13 protein-coding genes are annotated in these 17,224 nt (G+C 72.9%); 6 read left to right on the top strand and 7 right to left on the bottom strand.

Going from position 1 to position 17,224, the window contains the following annotated elements; all coding sequences use genetic code 11:
• Window positions 1–158: 158 nt before the first annotated feature.
• The 4 genes from GCE65_RS15620 to xylB form a co-directional block, all read right to left on the bottom strand.
• A complete protein-coding gene (locus tag GCE65_RS15620) occupies window positions 159–1,673 on the bottom strand; it encodes a protein phosphatase 2C domain-containing protein (RefSeq protein WP_194928745.1) in 1,515 nt (504 codons plus the stop codon).
• A 119-nt stretch (window positions 1,674–1,792) separates the two neighbouring features.
• Entirely contained in the window at window positions 1,793–4,708 is a 2,916-nt protein-coding gene (locus GCE65_RS16750) for a lysylphosphatidylglycerol synthase transmembrane domain-containing protein (protein ID WP_153879026.1), read from the bottom strand.
• A gap of 92 nt (window positions 4,709–4,800) precedes the next feature.
• On the bottom strand, window positions 4,801–5,619 hold the full coding sequence (locus tag GCE65_RS15610; protein WP_153879025.1) for a CPBP family intramembrane glutamic endopeptidase: 819 nt from the start codon (window positions 5,617–5,619) through the stop codon (window positions 4,801–4,803).
• A gap of 8 nt (window positions 5,620–5,627) precedes the next feature.
• Window positions 5,628–7,085 carry a xylulokinase gene (gene xylB, locus GCE65_RS15605; RefSeq protein WP_153879024.1) on the bottom strand — a complete coding sequence of 486 codons (1,458 nt, stop codon included), beginning with the start codon at window positions 7,083–7,085 and terminating at the stop codon, window positions 5,628–5,630.
• A gap of 252 nt (window positions 7,086–7,337) precedes the next feature.
• Here xylB and GCE65_RS15600 point away from each other — a divergent pair, with 252 nt between their 5' ends.
• On the top strand, window positions 7,338–8,387 hold the full coding sequence (locus GCE65_RS15600) for a DUF2330 domain-containing protein (RefSeq protein WP_153879023.1): 1,050 nt from the start codon (window positions 7,338–7,340) through the stop codon (window positions 8,385–8,387).
• 562 nt (window positions 8,388–8,949) lie between these two features.
• On the opposite strand, the gene purB is transcribed toward GCE65_RS15600, so the two are convergent.
• The gene (purB, locus tag GCE65_RS15595; RefSeq protein WP_152909806.1) at window positions 8,950–10,401 is read right to left on the bottom strand and encodes an adenylosuccinate lyase; all 1,452 of its coding nucleotides are present in this window, start codon (window positions 10,399–10,401) and stop codon (window positions 8,950–8,952) included.
• A 202-nt stretch (window positions 10,402–10,603) separates the two neighbouring features.
• Window positions 10,604–11,113 (bottom strand): low molecular weight protein-tyrosine-phosphatase, encoded by a 510-nt coding sequence (locus GCE65_RS15590; protein WP_152909805.1) that lies wholly within the window; start codon window positions 11,111–11,113, stop codon window positions 10,604–10,606.
• A gap of 371 nt (window positions 11,114–11,484) precedes the next feature.
• On the opposite strand from GCE65_RS15590, the gene GCE65_RS15585 reads away from it, so the two are divergent.
• Window positions 11,485–11,739 carry a hypothetical protein gene (locus tag GCE65_RS15585; protein WP_153879022.1) on the top strand — a complete coding sequence of 85 codons (255 nt, stop codon included), beginning with the start codon at window positions 11,485–11,487 and terminating at the stop codon, window positions 11,737–11,739.
• Window positions 11,739–13,205, top strand: coding sequence for a hypothetical protein (locus tag GCE65_RS15580; protein WP_153879021.1), 1,467 nt, complete (start codon window positions 11,739–11,741; stop codon window positions 13,203–13,205). The genes GCE65_RS15585 and GCE65_RS15580 overlap by 1 nt, the downstream gene beginning before the upstream one ends.
• A 16-nt stretch (window positions 13,206–13,221) precedes the next feature.
• Here GCE65_RS15580 and GCE65_RS15575 read toward each other — a convergent pair whose 3' ends face one another.
• Window positions 13,222–13,614, bottom strand: a complete 393-nt coding sequence (locus GCE65_RS15575; RefSeq protein WP_152909802.1) for a phage holin family protein — start codon at window positions 13,612–13,614, stop codon at window positions 13,222–13,224.
• Between the two features lie 42 nt (window positions 13,615–13,656).
• On the opposite strand from GCE65_RS15575, the gene GCE65_RS15570 reads away from it, so the two are divergent.
• From GCE65_RS15570 to GCE65_RS15560, 3 genes are all read left to right on the top strand, one after another.
• Window positions 13,657–14,748, top strand: coding sequence for a histidinol-phosphate transaminase (locus tag GCE65_RS15570; protein WP_153879020.1), 1,092 nt, complete (start codon window positions 13,657–13,659; stop codon window positions 14,746–14,748).
• Between the two features lie 340 nt (window positions 14,749–15,088).
• Window positions 15,089–16,174 carry a pyruvate dehydrogenase (acetyl-transferring) E1 component subunit alpha gene (gene pdhA / locus GCE65_RS15565; protein ID WP_153879318.1) on the top strand — a complete coding sequence of 362 codons (1,086 nt, stop codon included), beginning with the start codon at window positions 15,089–15,091 and terminating at the stop codon, window positions 16,172–16,174.
• Window positions 16,171–17,205, top strand: a complete 1,035-nt coding sequence (locus GCE65_RS15560; protein WP_152909800.1) for an alpha-ketoacid dehydrogenase subunit beta — start codon at window positions 16,171–16,173, stop codon at window positions 17,203–17,205. The genes pdhA and GCE65_RS15560 overlap by 4 nt, the downstream gene beginning before the upstream one ends.
• Window positions 17,206–17,224 lie beyond the last annotated feature (19 nt).

Here is a 17,224-nt window from a genome sequence, read left to right as displayed (position 1 = left end):
CGGGCTTTGGCCCTGGTCGTGCGCAAGATCCGGGGTTTCGCCCTGGTCGCGGGCGGGATCCGGAGTTTGGCCCTGGTGGCGGGCGAGATCCCGGGTTTGGCCCTGGTCGGGCCGGGAGGGGGCGAGGATCGGGCGGGCCGGGAGGAGTGACCGGCTCCTCAGAGCAGGGCGACGAACGCCGCGCCGAGGATGAGGATCGCCACCGCGGCGAGCACGCCGGCAACCGGGATCCCGGACCGAGGGGGCGGCGGGGCCGGCACCTGCGCGCTGATCGGGGTCGCGGCCTCGGGATACGGGGAGGTGTCACCCGTGCCCGGAGCACCCTGGGCATCGGCGCGCTCACCCCGACCGGAACCGCCGAAGACACCGGGCTCCGCCGACTCGGTGGACTCGATGGACTCGGTCGCCCCGAGGGATCCAGAGCCCGCAGCCGCTTCAGCGGGAACAGTCTCCCCCGAGGGCACGGCCGCCCCGGGCTCGGCCGTCTCAGCGGACTGCCCGGCCCCAGGAGTCTGGACCGCTGCATCGGCCGCTGACTCGGCGGCTACATCGGCCGGAGCGCCGGTCGCGTCGGCTGCGTCGTCGCGGTCGTGGCCTCGGTCGGCGCGGATGCCGGGATCGCCGGCGTGGGCGCGGCCGGCTTGGCCGGCGTCGACATCGGTGTCGTCGGCTGGGGCGCCGGTGTCGGTGCCGACGGAATCCCCGGCGTCGATGAACGCGTCTCCGCGAGCATCGGCGATACCCGCACCTGCGTCACTCTCGCCGGCACCGACACCGACACCGGCACCTGCGCCATCACCGGCATCGGCCCCGGCGCCATCACCGGCGCCATCACCGGCGTCGTCGCCCGACCCGGTGAGCAGTTCGGGCATGACCGCGCCGAGCGCACCGGCCGCCTCCGGGCTGAGCACGAGCGGATCCGCAGCCGCTCCGCCCGCGGCGGCGACGTCGTCCACAGGCCCCTGCTCGACGTCCGCCACGACCACGGTGACGTTGTCGCGGGTGCCGTCGGCGAGCGCCCGTGCCACGAGCGCGGCCGCGGCCTGATCCGGCGTGCCGGCGGCGAGGAGCCGGCCGATCACGGGCACGGCCACGTAGTCCGAGAGACCGTCGGAGCACAGCAGCAGCCGGTCGCCGGCCGAGGCGTCGACCTCGATGAGATCGAGATCGGTGCCGCCCGGCTGATCGTCGAGCGAGCGCAGCAGCATCGCCCGGTACGGGTGGGTGGCGACCTGCTCGGGGTGGATCTGGCCGGAGTCCACCAGGTACTGCACGTGGGTGTGATCGGTGGTCACCTGGAAGAGTTCCTCGCCGCGCAGCAGATACAGGCGGGAGTCGCCGATGTGCCCGGCGAGCAGCCGCGCCCCGTCGCTCACGAGCGCGATCGCAGTCGTGCCCATCGTCTCGAGGGAGGGATCGGCCACCGACATGGCGTGCAGCGCCGCGCGCGTCTCCCGGCCCGCGCCGGTGAGCTGCGCCGGAAGGTCGCCGCCGCCCGGGTCGATCCGGGCGAACCGGTTCGTGGCCACCACGGAGGCGACCTCACCGCCGGCGTGACCGCCCATGCCGTCCGCGAGCACGAGCACCCCGGGGGACGCGAAGGCGGAATCCTCGTTGTTCGTGCGCACGGTTCCGACGTCGCTCTGCACGGCCCAGCGGAACCCTAAAGGCATATCACTGGCTCCCATGCACGCGTCTCCACCCGCACAACTCTAATGCCGCCGGACCGGGGCCTGAAACCGAAGGTCCCACGGTGTGGACGGCCGCGCCGGTGTACACGCGGGCCGGGCCCTCAGACCTCGCCGCGCTTCTGCAGGTGCCGCAGCGCGACCCAGCCGATCGGCACCCGCAGCCAGAACGTGAGCACGCGGAAGACCACGGCGGTCGACAGGGCGACGGCCGTGCCGATCCCGGCTGCCCCGAGCCCGGTCGAGAGCGCCGCCTCGATCGCGCCGATCCCGCCCGGGGTCGGCACCGCGGCACCGACCGTGTTCCCGGTGAGGAAGACGATCGCCAGGGTCGTCAGCGGCAGCGTGAAGCCGAACGCCTTGAGAGTGAAGCCGAACGCGGCGAGGTAGCCCACGCTCATGAGCAGGTTCCCGCCGATGCCCATCGCGAGTCGGCCGGGCTGGCCCACGACCCACAGCACCCGCGGCCACACCTGCCGCAGCGTGGGCATGATCTTGGCCGCCAGGAAGCGCCGCAGCGCCGGGATCGACACGACCACCCCGGCGATGAGCGCGAGCGCGATGAGCACCACCACGATCGTGCGCGAGGGCAGCTGACTCAGCGCCCCCGCCGACCCGGTGAACAGCGCGATCGCCACGAGCAGCAGCACGGTGGTCACGATCTGCGACACCTGCAGCAGGGCCACGGTCGCGACCGCCATCGGGGTGTCGATCCGGCGCCGCTGCATGAACCGCAGGTTGAGCGCGGCCGGCCCCACGCCCGCCGGGGCGACGAGCACGACGACCGAGGCGGCCACCTGCACGAGCGCGGTGCGCCACAGGCCCAGCCTGGTCGGGGAGAAGGCCACGAGCCCCATCGCCGCGCCGAGGAAGGTGAGCATGCCGAGCACGAACGCCACGACGAGCCAGCCCGGCTCCGCCTCGCCCATGCGCTCGGCGATGTCGCGGAAGTTCAGGGTGGTGAGCAGCACCCAGCCCGCCACGAGCGCGATCGTGGTCATGACCACGGTCCGCGCGGAGAACCGGGTGAGCTTGAGCGGCTCGACCACGTCGGACTGCTCGGGCAGGTACCCGGCGAGTGTCGTGCGCAGCTCCCGCAGCACGTGCTTGTGGCTGCGGGCCGCGGACTGCAGCTCCGGGGGGAGCACCACCCGCTGCACCACGGGCGCGAGCGCGGCGAGCTCCTCGGGCGTGAGCAGCTCGGCCGCCACCGCCACGGCCCGCTCCACGCCGATGCGCAGCGCGAACGTGGCGAGCAGCTGGAACTGGTCGATGCGGCGGGTGAGGGAGGGGCTGGCGATCTCGCCCTGCTCCCAGCCGGAGAGCCACACCTGCGGCCGCGCGCCCGGCACCACGAGCACCGACTCGCCCGAGAGGTTCCGGTGGCTCAGCCCGGCCGCGTGGGCCGTGAGCAGCTGGTGCCACGCGGCGGTCATCACCTCGTCGGTCAGCTCCTCCGCGGCGAGCGAGTCGGCCGCCTGCGCCCCCCGCACGTGCTCCCCGACGAGCACGACCGAGGCCCGGCTCTCGGCGACCCCGTGCAGGCGCGGGGTGTTCACCCCGGCCGCGACCGCCGCGTACGACATGAGCGCGGCTCGGTCCGCGGCCTGGCGCAGGTTCGTGGCCGAACGCCGGCCCATCCCGCGCAGCTGCAGCGCCGTCCACACCTGGCTGAGCATCCCGATGACCTGCCGGTCCTCGTCGAGCACCACGACGTCCCAGCGGCGCCCGTCGAAGGCGTCCACCGCATAGACCCGGTTCCAGCCCTCGCGTTCCATCGTCACCGTGGCGGGCTCCGGGATCGCCGCGACGATGCGCTGCACCGTCGTCTCCGTGGGCGGCTCGTCGCCCACGAGCTCCCACACGCCCCGCCATTGACCGCCGTCGCTCGAGGACGACGCAGCTCGCCCCGGCGCCCGGGCGTCACCCGGCCGGGGCTCACCCGCCCGGGTCCCGTCTGCCCGAGGCTCGTCGGCTTGGGTCCCGCCTGCCTGGGCGTCGTCTGCCCGGGCGTCGTCGGCTTGGGTCCCGTCTGCCTGGGCGTCGGTCCCACCGCCGCGGGGCTGCCCGCCGTCCGGGCCGTCCGAGTCACCCGGGCCGTGTGAGCCACCCGAGTCGCCCGAGTCGCTCGCGTGCCCGCCGTCCGAGCCGCCCGGCCGCCCGTCACCCGGCCGGCCGCCACCCCCGGCCCGCGCCGCCCGCGCCGCGATGAGGGAATAACCGATCGCGCCCTGCGGCGTGGCCACCTCGAGCCGGAGCTCGGCGGCGTTCGTCTCGTCGCCGATCCGCACGACGTTGAGCGGGTCGATGCCGGCGCGCCGGATCGCATCGACGAGGTCGGCCCCGTGCACCCGCTCCGAGAGCACCCCCATCGCATAGCGCACCGCGAGCCCGAACGCCCGCCCGAGCAGGGCCGCCACGATCGCCCCGATGATCGTCGTGTCCCCGGTGATCACGCTCACCGCCAGCGCCACCCACAGCAACGTCCACGACACGGCCACGGCGCGATTCGTCGCCCGGGTGCCCGTCGTCGTCAATAATGCCGCGAGAGCGGCCACGGACGGCGAGATCGACAGGATGAGGGCGCCGTCCTGCCAGATCTGCAGCGACCGGACCAGCCGGTCGGGCGCGACATGCGAGAGCAGCCACACGAAGCCGACGGTGGCGACGAAGGCCACCGCGGCGGAGGCGATCGCCTCGACCACGGCCCGCGGATTGCGGCGCACGAGCCGCTCCACGATCACGATGACCGGCAACACGATCGTCAGCAGCCCCTCGATCACGGTGATCGGCACGAGCAGGATCCCGCGCACGACGGAGGAGAACGCGGACTGCACGTCGTGGGTCACGCCGGAGGTCGTGCCGCGCGCGTACACCGACAGCGCGAGCATCGCGACGATCGCCACGAGGCAGCCGACCATGAGCACGAGGTCGACGGGCCGGTGCACCCGCTCCAGCGGGATGTCGACGACTCGAACGCTGCGGCGGGGGCCGTCGGGCTCGGGCCGGTGCTGGGACATATGCACGATCCTAAAGTGGACCGGCGCGCCCGGGGGTCAGCCTCGCTGGTGACCCGGGCCCGGGCGGGTCATCCCCGGGTCGGAGTCGCCGCTCAGACGAGCCCGAGCGCATGCAGCCACGACTCGGGCAGGTACGTGTACCCCACGAAGGCCGCCACGTCGATGAACGTGTGCGCGAGCACGAGCGGCCACACCCGCCGCCGCCCCCAGCGCGACAGGTAGAACGAGGCGAACACGACGCCCATCGCGACGTTGGCCACGAACGGGCCCCAGCCCTGATATAGGTGGTAGGAGCCGCGCAGCAGCGCCGAGGCGGCGACGATCGACCACGCACGCCAGCCGAGCTCGTCGAGGCGCTCCCGCAGGTAGCCGACCACGAGGATCTCCTCGAGCAGCCCGTTCTTCAGGGCGGCGAGCACGAGCACCGGCACGGTCCACCAGTACGGCGGGATCCCGGCCGCGCTCACGTGCAACGTCAGCCCGAGCGCGCGCCCGGCCAGGTAGACCCCGAGCCCGGGGATCCCGATCCCCGCGCCGAGCGCGAGCCCCCAACCGAGGTCGCGCAGCGGCCGGGTGCCGTCGAGGCCGATCCGGCGCCGCGCTCGCCGCCCGTTCTCGCTCAGCAGGTAGAGCGCGAGCACCACGGGCACGAGCGCGAACGCGACCGAGAGCAGCTGGTAGGTGAGGTCGAAGAGCTCCCGCGGGTTCTCGGAGGTGTTGAGGCTGGCGGTCTGATCCCCGATCGGGCCGCGCGTGTAGGCGTCGATGAGCGCGACGATCGCGTAAACCGCCGACTTGCCCAGGCTCAGCCCGAACACGATCGCCAGCTCCCAGTGGAGGCGCCGGCGCCGCTGCGGAGCCGGGCGTGGGGACGGCGCCCGGTCGCCTTCGCTCGTGTGTGCCGCGGGCATGGGGCCGGTCAGGAGCGCGGGGTCGCGGGGCCGGGCGGGATGGGGGAGGCCATGTAGTGGGCGCGGATCTCGGGCACCGGGTCGGCGGCGACCTCCGTGCCGGGGCGGGGCCAGGAGGGCCGCTCGCCCGTGATGGCCCAGGCGGCCTGCACCGCGGCGCCGAGGGCCACGTACTCCCCGGGCTCGGGTACCTCGATCGGGATGCCGAAGATCTGGGCGGCGGCCCGCTGCAGGGCCTCGTTGCGGGCGCCGCCGCCGATGAGCAGCGCCCGGCGCACGTCGACGCCGGTGCCGGCCACGGCGTCGCGGCCGTCGGCGAGCCCGCACAGCACGCCGTTGACGGCGGCCCGGGCGAGGTTCTCCCGGGACGTGGCCCGGTGGGTCATCCCGGTGAGCGCCGCGGCGGTGTGGGGCAGGTTCGGGGTGCGTTCGCCGTCGAAGTAGGGGCGCAGGACCAGCCCGCCCGCGCCCGGGTCCGCGGCGAGGGCGAGCCGGGAGAACTCGGCGTGGCCCACGCCGAGCAGGGCGGCGGTCGTGTCGAGCACGCGGCCCGCGTTCAGGGTGGCGATGAGGGGCAGCCAGCCCCCGCTCGCGTCGCGGAATCCGGCGACGACCCCGCTCGTGTCGGGCCGCAGGCTCTCGCTCACGGCGCACACCACCCCGCTCGTGCCGATGGAGACGATGAGGTCCCCGGCGTGGGCGTCGAGGCCGAGCGCCGAGCCGGCGTTGTCGCCGCAGCCCACCCCGATCGGCAACCCGGCCGGGATCCCGGGCGCCTCGGGCAGGGCCGCGGTCGTGCCGGCGACGTGGCCGGGCGGGAGGATCGTCGGGAGCACGAGGTGGCCGGAGTCGCCGCGGACGGCGCGGTCGAGCAGGTCGCCGTCGCGTTCCAGGTCGGTGGTGACGTAGCCCGTGCCGGAGGCGTCGGAGGCGTCCGTCGTGAGGGCGGACAGGTCCGGGTTGCCCGGACCGTAGCCGCGCAGGCGCCACGTGAGCCAGTCGTGGGGGAGGGCGATCGCGGCGAGCCGGCGGGCGAGTTCCGGCTCGTTGTCCACGAACCAGCGCAGCTTCGTGATCGTGAAGGAGGGCACGGGCACGACGCCGGTGCGGTGGGCGTACTCGGCCGCGCCGACCTCGGCGCGCAGCTCCTCGGCGGCGGCGGCCGACCGGGTGTCGTTCCACAGCAGCGCCTCGCGGATCACCTCGCCGCGGTCGTCCAGGGGAACGAAGCCGTGCTGCTGGCCGGCCACGGAGATCGCCTCGACGTCGGCCAGGCCGCCGACGTCCACGACGGCGGCGAGGAACGCGTCCCACCAGGCGTCCGGGTGGACCGACGTGCCCTCGGGGTGGGGGGCGCGGCCGATGCGCACCACCTCGCGGGTGCTCGAATCGACGATGACGATCTTGCACGACTGCGTCGAGGTGTCGACCCCGGCGACGAGCCTTCCGTACTGGTGTGCGGCCACGCGTTCTCCTTCGGATTCGTGCACCTGAAACCTCTCCGGTGAGGATAGCCGCTGGCGCCGGGGGGCGGGCTCGGGGGCGACGATCTACTATCCGCAGCCCACTATCGACCAGCGCCTTTCGGCTTTCTGGCGCCGACTTCCCGCCCGTCGGGCAACGGAACGATCACGATTCGACCCGCCCCGATCACTATTCGGTCTCACCGGCTCCCGGGCCCGGTCCGGCGCCGGTTCGTCGTCTTAGGGTGGGACACCATGAGGATGGCGCGCTTCGGAACCCTGGTCGGTGCCGGTGCACTCGTCGCCACCCTCTCCCTCACGGCCATGCCGGCCCAGGCCTGCGCCTGCGGCGCGTTCCTCGCCCCGGAGGGCGCGGAGCTGGAGGTCGAGGCCGAGCAGGCGGCGATCGCGTGGGACGGCGAGACCGAACGGATCGTGTTCAGCGTCAACGCGGTGAGCGACGTCGACAGCGGCGCGATCCTCATCCCCACCCCGAGCAAGGCCACGGTCGAGGAGGCGGGCCCGGGCCTGTTCGCCGAACTCGGGCACCTCACCCGGCCCGAGATCGACCGCGTGAGCCAGTGGTGGCCCGACTTCCTCAATCGGATCGAGACGCAGGTCGCCACCGAGCATCCGGTCGAGGTGCTCGACCAGATCGACGTCGGCCCGCTCGATGCCACGGTGCTCGCCGCCAAGGACGCCGACCTGCTCGCCGACTGGCTCGAGGAGCACGACGTGGTCATGTCCGACGACCTCGCCTCCGCCCTCGTGCCGTACGTGCAGGAGAAGTGGTACTTCGTGATGATCGATCTCGACTCCCAGTCGGGGCCGATCGACGGCGCGGTGCCGCCGGTGAGCATGACCTTCGCCTCGAACCAGCTCATCTATCCGATGCGGCTGTCGGCCACGGCCTCCGACCCCCAGCTCGTGCGCACCTACACCTTCGCCGACCACCGCATGGAACGCTCCGATGCCACGGACGACTCCCGGGTGCTGTGGGCCGGGCCCGTGAGCCCGACGGACTTCGTGGACCAGACCGCGGTCGAGCTGGCCCAGGCCGGCGGGTTCCTCACGCTCTCCGAGCACTACATCTCGCGGCCCTCGAGCATCAGCGCCGACTTCACCTTCGCCGCCGCCGGCACGGACGCCGATTACCGCGGCGTCACCACCGTGATCGACGACAAGCGGATCCTCGGGGTGCCGGCCGGCCCCGTGCTCATCTTCGGGGGCCTCGTCTTCATCGGGGTCGCCGGCTCGGTGTGGTCCTACCGCTCCCGCCGCGCCGGACTCCGCCTCGGCCGATAGGCGGCCGCTCGGTCACGCGCTCGGCGCGATCGATCGGCCCGCTGGCCGGCTGGGCGGCTGGCTGGCTGGGCGGTTGGCTGGCTGGGCGGTTGGCTGGGCGGCTGGGCGGCTGCGCCCCACGCGGTGGGGAAAGTTTTTGGTGTCCGGCACCGGCTAGTCTCCCCGCGCAGGAGGCGCCCCATCGGGTGGGGAGACTTTCTGGTCTCCGGCACCAAGAAGTTTCCCCAGCATGGGGGCATCGCGGGGCTGGGGAGCCTTTCTGTTCTCCGGCACCACCGATGTTCCCCGCGCAAGGGGCGCCCCGCGGGGTGAGGAAACTCTTTGGTGTCCGGCGCCGAGTAGTTTCCCCGCGCAGGAGGCGCCCCATCGGGTGGGGAAACTTTCTGGTCTCCGGCACCAACGATTTTCCCCGCGCAAGGGCGCCCCATCGGGTGGGGCAACTTTCTGGTCTCCGGCACCAAGGAGTTTCCCCAGCACGGGGGCATCGCGGGGCCGGGGAAATTTCTTGGGCGCCGGCACCGATGAGTCTCCCCGCGCAGGAGGGCACCCCAGGGGGACGCCGCTACGCCAGGTGCGCCACGAGCTGTGGCGCCAGGCCGACGTACGAGGCGGGAGTGAGGTCGAGCAGGCGAGCTGCGACGTCCGCAGGCAGTCCGAGGCCGGCGATGAACTCGCGCATGGCGGGACCGTCGACCCGGCGGCCGCGGGTGAGCTCCTTGAGCCGCTCGTACGGGTCGGCCATGCCCTCGACCCCGGCGACGGCCGCGGCGCGCATCGCCGACTGCACCGCCTCGCCGAGCACCTCCCAGTTCGCGTCGAGGTCGGCGGCCATGGCGGCGGCGTCCACGTCGAGGCCGGCGAGCCCGCGGCGCACGTTGTCCAGGGCGAGCATCGAGTGCCCGAACGCGACCCCGATATTGCGCTGCGTGGTGGAGTCGGTCAGGTCGCGCTGGAGCCGGGAGGTCACGAGCGTGGCGCCGAGCGAGTCGAGCAGGGCGCAGGAGATCTCGAGGTTCGCCTCGGCGTTCTCGAACCGGATCGGGTTGACCTTGTGCGGCATCGTGGAGGACCCGGTCGAGCCCTGCGCCGAGAGCCGCTGCCGGAAGTAGCCGAGCGAGATATAGGTCCACACGTCGGTGGCCAGGTTGTGCAGCACGCGGTTGAAGCGCGCGATGTCCGCGTACAGCTCCGCCTGCCAGTCGTGCGACTCGATCTGGGTCGTGAGCGGGTTCCACGTGAGCCCGAGCCCGGTCACGAACGACTCGGCCACCTGCTGCCAGTCCGTGCCCGGCACCGAGATCGTGTGCGCGCCGTACGTGCCGGTCGCCCCGGACATCTTCCCGAGGAACTCCGCCCCCTCGATCCGCCGGAGCTGGCGCCGCAGCCGGTGGGCGAGCACCGCGAGCTCCTTGCCGAGCGTGACGGGGGTGGCGGGCTGGCCGTGCGTGCGGGCGAGCATCGGCACCTCGGCGCTCGCGCGGGCCATGTCGGCCACGGCGTCGGCCACCGCCGTCGCCGCCGGGAGCCACTGCTTGTGGACGGCGTCGCGCACCGTGAGCGCATAGCTCAGGTTGTTGATGTCCTCGCTCGTGCAGAAGATGTGCACGATCTCGCTCACGGCGGGAAGGTTCGTGTGCTCGCCGTCGATGCCGCCATCGCTGCCGAGGGCCTGCGGGGCGGCGGCGAGGCGACGCTTGAGGAAGTACTCGATCGCCTTGACGTCGTGGCGGGTCTCGGCCTCGATCTCGGCGAGCTCGGCGATCTCGTCGGCGCCGAAGTCGTCGACGAGCCCGCGCAGGTACCCCTGCTCGGCCGCCGACAGCCGGGGCGCACCGGGCAGGGCGCCGGTGCTGGTCAGGTGGATGAGCCATTCGACCTCGACCTCGAGGCGGGCCCGGTTGAGCGCGGCCTCCGAGAGGTGGTCGACCAGCGGGGCCACCGCGCCGCGGTAGCGGCCGTCGAGGGGCCCGAGGGCAAGGGCAGGGGTGAGGGATGCCAGGTCCACGCGCGTCATGGGCCCGATTCTTCCAGACCCGGCCGGCTCCTCCGCCCCGGCGCCGCCCGGGCGGGGCCGCGCCGGCACCCGACCGCTCTCACCCCCTCGACACCCACCTCGCCGTCGATGGGCCCGCCTCGTTGTCGATGGGCCCACCTCGCCGTCGATGGGCCCAGCCCCGCCCCGGCCCGGGGCCGTGAGCAGTGGAGGGTGCGATGGGTCAGCGGGTGGCGTGCACGGCGAGGGCGGCCCGCACGTGCTCGAGGATTCCCGGCACCGCGGCCCGGAGCTGTTCGTAGGTGATCTCGAAGTCCCGGCGGTCCCCGAAGTAGGGGTCGGCGACCTCGAGGTCGTCGTCGGCGACCGAGACGGGGTCGAAGCTGCGCAGCAACCGCACCTTGTCCCGGTCGGCCGGGGACGGGGCGAGCCGGCGCAGGTAGGTCTCGTGGCCGGCGTCGAGGGCGAGCACGAGGTCGACGCGGGCGAAGTCCGCCGCGGTGAACTGGGCGGCATGGTGCTCGGCGAGACTCATCCCGTGGTCGGCCATGACGGCCGCGGCCCGGTGGTCGGCGCCGTCGCCGACGTGCCAGTCGCCGGTCCCGGCCGAGACCACGCGCACGTGGTCGGCCAGCCCCGCCGAGGCGACGGCCTCGCGGAGGATGACCTCGCCCATGGGGGAGCGGCAGATGTTTCCGGTGCAGACCACGCTGATCGCGTACAAGGAGGCCATGACCCATTGTCAGCACACTCCGCGCCCGGATGCACGCGCCGATGCCCACTCAGGCCGCATCCCGGCTGTACCCCGGCTGCACCTCGGCTGTACCCGCCCTGCACCCTGGCGGAACTCGCCCGACATCCGCCCGACACCCGCGCGGCACTCAGACCTTGCCGGCGTGGCCGGGCGGCCCGGGACGGGGCCGACCATCCCGGCCATCAGACCCGGGCCTCGCCCGCGCGGCCGGGCGAGGCTGCGTCGTCCACAGGCTGAGTCCGGATCCACAGCGGCGACGACGAGCGTGGCCGCGCCCCGGTCGCGACTCCTACTGTCGGCGAACACGTGCGGAACGGCTTGGGCGCGGGCCCGCCGGTGAGGAGGCGACGATGGCAGATCACCTGGGTTCGGCGGCGGTGTTCGCGGCCGCGGACGAGGTCGACGCCGTGGCCACCGACGTGGCCCGGATCGACCTGTCCGACTGGGTCGGAGTGGCCGGGGACGCCTGCCGCGACCGGCTCATCGGGCTGTGTGCGGAGCTCGTGCGGCTGCGGGGCGACCTGCGTCACGTCGGGCGGATCGCCTATGGCCACGAGCTGGCGCTCGCGCAGGCGGCGGCGGCGCTGTCGGGAGGGATCCGCTGATGCCGGACGATCACGGGGGCCTCATCGTCTACGGCGCGCCGATCGGCACGAGCGCCTACGGCGTCGACACCGAACTCGTCCACCGGCGGGCCGACCAGATCGACGAGGTCGTCGCCCGCCTGGCGACCGTCACGGCCTCCCTCCAGCGGGCCCGGGCGATCCTGACGCCGCGAGCGCACCTGGCCCCGGGCGGGTCGACCGTGCTGGCGGCGCTGTCCGAGGCCTGCGGGCGGATCCTCGCCCACCGGCACGAGGCGGCGAAGATCGCGAGCAGCGCGCGGATCGCCGTGGCACGCTACGAATGGGCCGAGGCCGCGGCGCGGGCGCGGATCCCCGGGCCCGGCGTCTTCGGCCTGCGGGGGCCGCTCGTGCCTAATCCGATCCGCCCGCTGCGCGTGATCTCGGAGCGCATGCACAGCCCCGAACTCGACCACGCACCCTGGGCGCAGGCCGGGCGGATCCTGTTTCCGGGTGGAGGCCGGCTCGACCCGGCGGCGATGCTGCCAGGGCCACTCCTGCCCTTCGGACACGTGCTCGGCCTCGCCGAGGGGGTCGTCGGCGGGCAGGCGGAGGGAATGGCGATGGGCCAGGTCCATCCCGGCGGCGCCGGGAGCGGGAAGATCCTGCGGGAGGTCACCCGCGCCGTCTTCCCGTTCCACCCCGATCCCGAGGCCCAGGCCGCGCGGACGATTGCGCTCGCGCTCGGCCCGTCGACGACCGTGGCCGTGCGCGAGTGGACCGGCCCGGCGGCGGCCCCCGTGTCCACGGTCGCCGGCGCCGTGGCGGCGATTCAGCCCCTCTACCCGGGGTCGGGCGGTGTCTCCGGGCAGTTCCGCATCGACAAGCTCACGGCTCCGGACGGCTCGGTCGCCTGGGAGGTGTTCGTGCCGGGCAGCCAGGACGGCATCAGCCTGACGAACCCGCTCAGCTGGCGCAACAACCCGGCGGCCCTGATCGGGATGGACTCGGCGGCGACCCGGATGGTGCTCACCGGGATGCGGAGGGCGGGGGTGGGGCCGACGGACCCGGTGGTCATCGCCGGCCACTCCCAGGGCGGGATGGTCGCGGTCAACGTGGCCAACCATCCCGAGGCGAGGAACTTCAACATCGCCGGCGTGATCACCGCCGGGAGCCCGATCTCGGACCTGGCGGCGCCCGACGCGCAGACCCTCGCCCTCGAGCACACGGAGGATCCCGTGCCCGGCCTCGACGACGACTCGAACAGCGTGGAGCCCGGGATGGTCACGGTGGAGCGCTCGCTGCACGAGTCGGCCGATCCGCTCGATCGGGCGATCACGGACGCGCGCGGTTCACACGACCTGCCCGCGTATCTGCGCACCGCCGAACGGGTGGACGCCTCCGACGACCCGCTCCTGGGAGGCGTGAAGGACCTGCTCGAGGAGATCGCGCCCGCCGGCGTCGCCGTGGAGACGCGCTACTTCCAGGGGGTGGAGTGGGCCGGGTGAGCTGGGTGAGCGGGGGTCAGCGTTGCCGCCGCCGGCGGCGGTCGGGCAGGATCGCGATGATGATCGCCGACACGATCGAGATGATCAGGGCGCCGAGCACGGCCGTGCCGAAGTTGTCGATGCTCAGCCCGAACCGGGTGTGGGAGCTGATCCAGCTGGTCAGGAGGAGCATCGCGGCGTTGACGATCACGAAGAACAGGCCGAGCGTGAGGATGTAGAGCGGGAAGGTGACGATCTTGACCACCGGCTTCACGATGCTGTTGATCAGCGTGAAGATGAGGGAGATGATCCCGATCACGAGCACGGTCGACTGCCAGGTCTCGTCGGAGTTGACCGCGACACCGGCGAGGAGTTCGGAGGCGAGCCAGATGGCCACCCCGTTGGCAAGGACTCTCAACACGAACTGCATCGGGCGATTATTGCATCACCGCCCGTGCGGCATGCTTGCACCATGACCCCTGAGCAGCCCCCCGCCGGACATACCCGCGAGCACGTCCGACTCCGACCGGCGCTCGAGGGCCTGCCCGCCTACGTCGCCGGGAAGCGGGCCGAGGGGCCGCGCGTGTTCAAACTCTCCTCCAACGAGGTGGCCCATCCGCCGCTGCCCGCCGTCGTCGCCGCGATCGCCGACGCCGCCGTGGACGTCAATCGGTACGGTCAGATGGCGGCCGAGGACCTGAGCGCCGACCTCGCCGAGCGGCTCCGGGTCGACGCCGATGCGGTGCTCGCCGGCAACGGATCCGTGGCGCTCATCGAACTCGTGGTGCGCTCCGCGGCGGCCGACGGCGACGAGGTCGTCTATCCGTGGCGGTCCTTCGAGGCCTACCCGATCCTCGTGCAGGCGAGCGGCGCCACCGGCGTGCCGGTGCCGAACCGGCCCGACGGCGGACACGACCTCGAGGCGATGCTCGCGGCGATCACCCCGGCCACCCGGGTCGTCATGGTGTGCACCCCGAACAACCCGACCGGGGCCGCGCTCACACACACCGAGCTGGCCGCGTTCCTGCCGCGGGTGCCGAAGGACGTGCTCGTGCTGCTGGACGAGGCGTACGTGCACTTCGACCGCACCGCCGACCGGCTCGACGGGCGCGCGCTCCTCGCCGAGCACGCGAACCTCGTGCTCGCCCGCACCTTCTCCAAGGCGTACGGCCTGGCCGGGCTGCGGGTCGGCTACCTCGTGGGGCGCCCCCGGATCGTGCGCACGCTGCGGGCCGCCGCCACCCCCTTCGCGGTCAACGCCGTGGCCCAGCGCGCCGCCCGGGTGGCGCTCGCCCAGCAGCCGGCGATCGACGAGATCGTCGACGAGGTCGTGCGGGAGCGGGAACGGGTCGTGGCGGCCCTGCGCGGGCAGGGCTGGGACCTGGGCCATCCGCAGGGGAACTTCTACTGGCTCCGGCTGGGCGAGCGCGCCACGGCGTTCGCGAGCGCGGCCCTCGATGCCGGGATCACCGTGCGCCCCTTCGACGGCGACGGCGTGCGGGTGAGCATCGGCGAGCCCGAGGCCAACGACCTCGCCATCGCGCTCGCCGCCCGCTGGCGCTGAGGGACCTCCGCCGCCGCCCTCGGTGACCCGGTCGAGACGTGCCCCGGGGAGCACTGGGTGCCCTCTGGGTGTGTTGGACCCCTCCTGGTGGTGTTCGGGGCACCCAGTCCCGTGCTGCCCGTGCTGCACCGGCTCCATGTCGGCACTATTCGTCGCGCTTTGTGAGAACCCCACAAAGGTCGACGCCGACAAGTGTGAGATATTGCCCACCGAAACCTACGCTCCCGTAGCCTACGCTGGCGTAGGTTGCAGGTCGTCGCCTCGGCGGCCGCGGCACGAGGACAAGGAGTTCGGTGTGATCACCTCCGACGGCGACCGGGAGACCCCCGGGGCAACGGACATGGTTCAGCTGCTCACACCCACGGGCACGAGGCGAACCGATGGCGACTACGCGGACCGCGTGAGCCATCTGGGTCGGACCGAACTCGAGACCATGTATCGCGACATGGCGCTGGTGCGCCGGTTCGACGCCGAGGCGACCGCCCTGCAGCGACACGGGGAGCTGGGGCTGTGGCCGCCGAGCCAGGGGCAGGAGGCCGCCCAGGTCGGTTCGGCCCACGCGCTCTCCCCGCAGGACTTCGTGTTCCCCTCCTACCGCGAGCACGGGGTCGCCCGGGTCCGAGGCCTCGACCTCAACACGCTGCTTCTGCTCTACCGCGGGCAGCAGCACGGCGGCTGGGACCCCTTCGCGAACAACTTCGCCACGCCCTCGCTCGTGATCGGCTCCCACACGCTGCACGCCACCGGCTACGCACTCGGGATCCAGCGCGACGGCGACGTCGGCACCGGTGACCCGAGCCGCGACCGCTGCGTGATCACCTACTACGGCGACGGCGCCAGCTCCCAGGGCGATGTGAGCGAGGCGATGGTCTTCGCCGCCTCCGCGAACGCGCCGGTCATCTTCTTCTGCCAGAACAACCAGTGGGCGATCTCGGTGCCCACGGCCGTCCAGTCGCCCGGCCCGATCGTCGATCGCGGCACCGGATTCGGCATCCCCTCGATCCAGGTCGACGGCAACGACGTGCTGGCGAGCTACGCAGTGACGGCCGCGGCGGTCGAGCGCGCACACGGCGGCGGCGGCCCCACCTTCATCGAGGCGGTCACCTATCGCATGGGTGCCCACACCACCTCCGACGACCCGACGCGCTACCGCACGGCGCAGGAGGAGGAGAGCTGGCGCCGTCTCGACCCGCTCGAGCGGCTGCGCACCCATCTCGAGGCCGAGGGCACGGGAGCGGAGTTCTTCGCGGAGCTCGAACAGGAGGCCGACGAGCTCGGGGCGAGCGCCCGCGACTACTGCCGCTCCCTGCAGTCGCCCGCCCCGGAGTCGATGTTCGATCACGTCTATGCCGGCCGGCACTCCCTCGTGGAGGGCGAGCGGGCCTGGTTCCATGATTACGAGGCCGGCTTCGAGGAGGCGGAATGAGTGAACGGCTCGCCCTGGCCAAGGCGATCAACGCCGGCCTGCGCCGCTCGATGGAGCGCGATCCCACGGTCCTGCTCATGGGCGAGGACATCGGCGCCCTCGGCGGCGTCTTCCGCGTGACCGAGGGGCTCCAGCAGGACTTCGGGCCCGAGCGGGTGGTCGACACCCCGCTCGCCGAGTCCGGGATCGTCGGCACCGCGATCGGGCTGGCCTACGCCGGCTACCGTGCCGTGTGCGAGATCCAGTTCGACGGCTTCGTGTTCCCCGCGTACGACCAGATCACCACCCAGCTCGCCAAGCTCCACTACCGCACCGGCGGCGCGCTCGAGCTGCCCGTCGTCATCCGCATCCCCTACGGCGGCGGCATCGGCGCGATCGAGCACCACAGCGAGTCGCCCGAGGCGCTGTTCGCGCACACCGCCGGGCTGCGGATCCTCAGCCCGAGCAACGCCGCCGACGCCTACACGATGATCCAGCAGGCGATCGCCAGCCCGGATCCCGTCATCTTCTTCGAGCCCAAGGCTCGCTATTGGGACAAGGACGACGTCGCCACCTCGGCCACGGACGCGGACCTGGGCATCGCGCCGGTGAGCGGGCGGAGCGTGCTGTCGGAGGACGGGCAGGACGACCTCCAGCGGGCCCGGCTCCTGCGCCATGGCACCGATGTGACCGTCGTCGGCTATGGGCCGAGCGTCAAGCCGGCCCTCGCGGCCGCCGAGGTGGCCGAGGCCGAGGGGCGCAGCATCGAGGTGCTCGACCTGCGGTCGATCTCCCCGATCGACTTCGATTCCGTGGCCGAATCCGTGCGCCGCACCGGCCGGCTGGTCGTCGTGCACGAGGCGCCGATCTTCTTCGGGGCCGGCGCCGAGATCGCCGCCCGCATCGGTCAGGAGTGCTTCTACTCCCTCGAGGCCCCGGTGCACCGGGTGGGCGGGTTCCACATGCCCTACCCCGTGTCGAAGGTCGAGTCTCACTACTTGCCCAACCTCGACCGTATCCTGCAGGCGGTCGATAGTGTGCTGGCGTACTGAGCCGGTGGATTGAGAGGAT

Source organism: Pseudactinotalea sp. HY158 (assembly GCF_009660225.1).
GTDB lineage: Bacteria > Actinomycetota > Actinomycetes > Actinomycetales > Beutenbergiaceae > HY158.
This window is presented reverse-complemented; position numbering and strand designations above follow the sequence as displayed.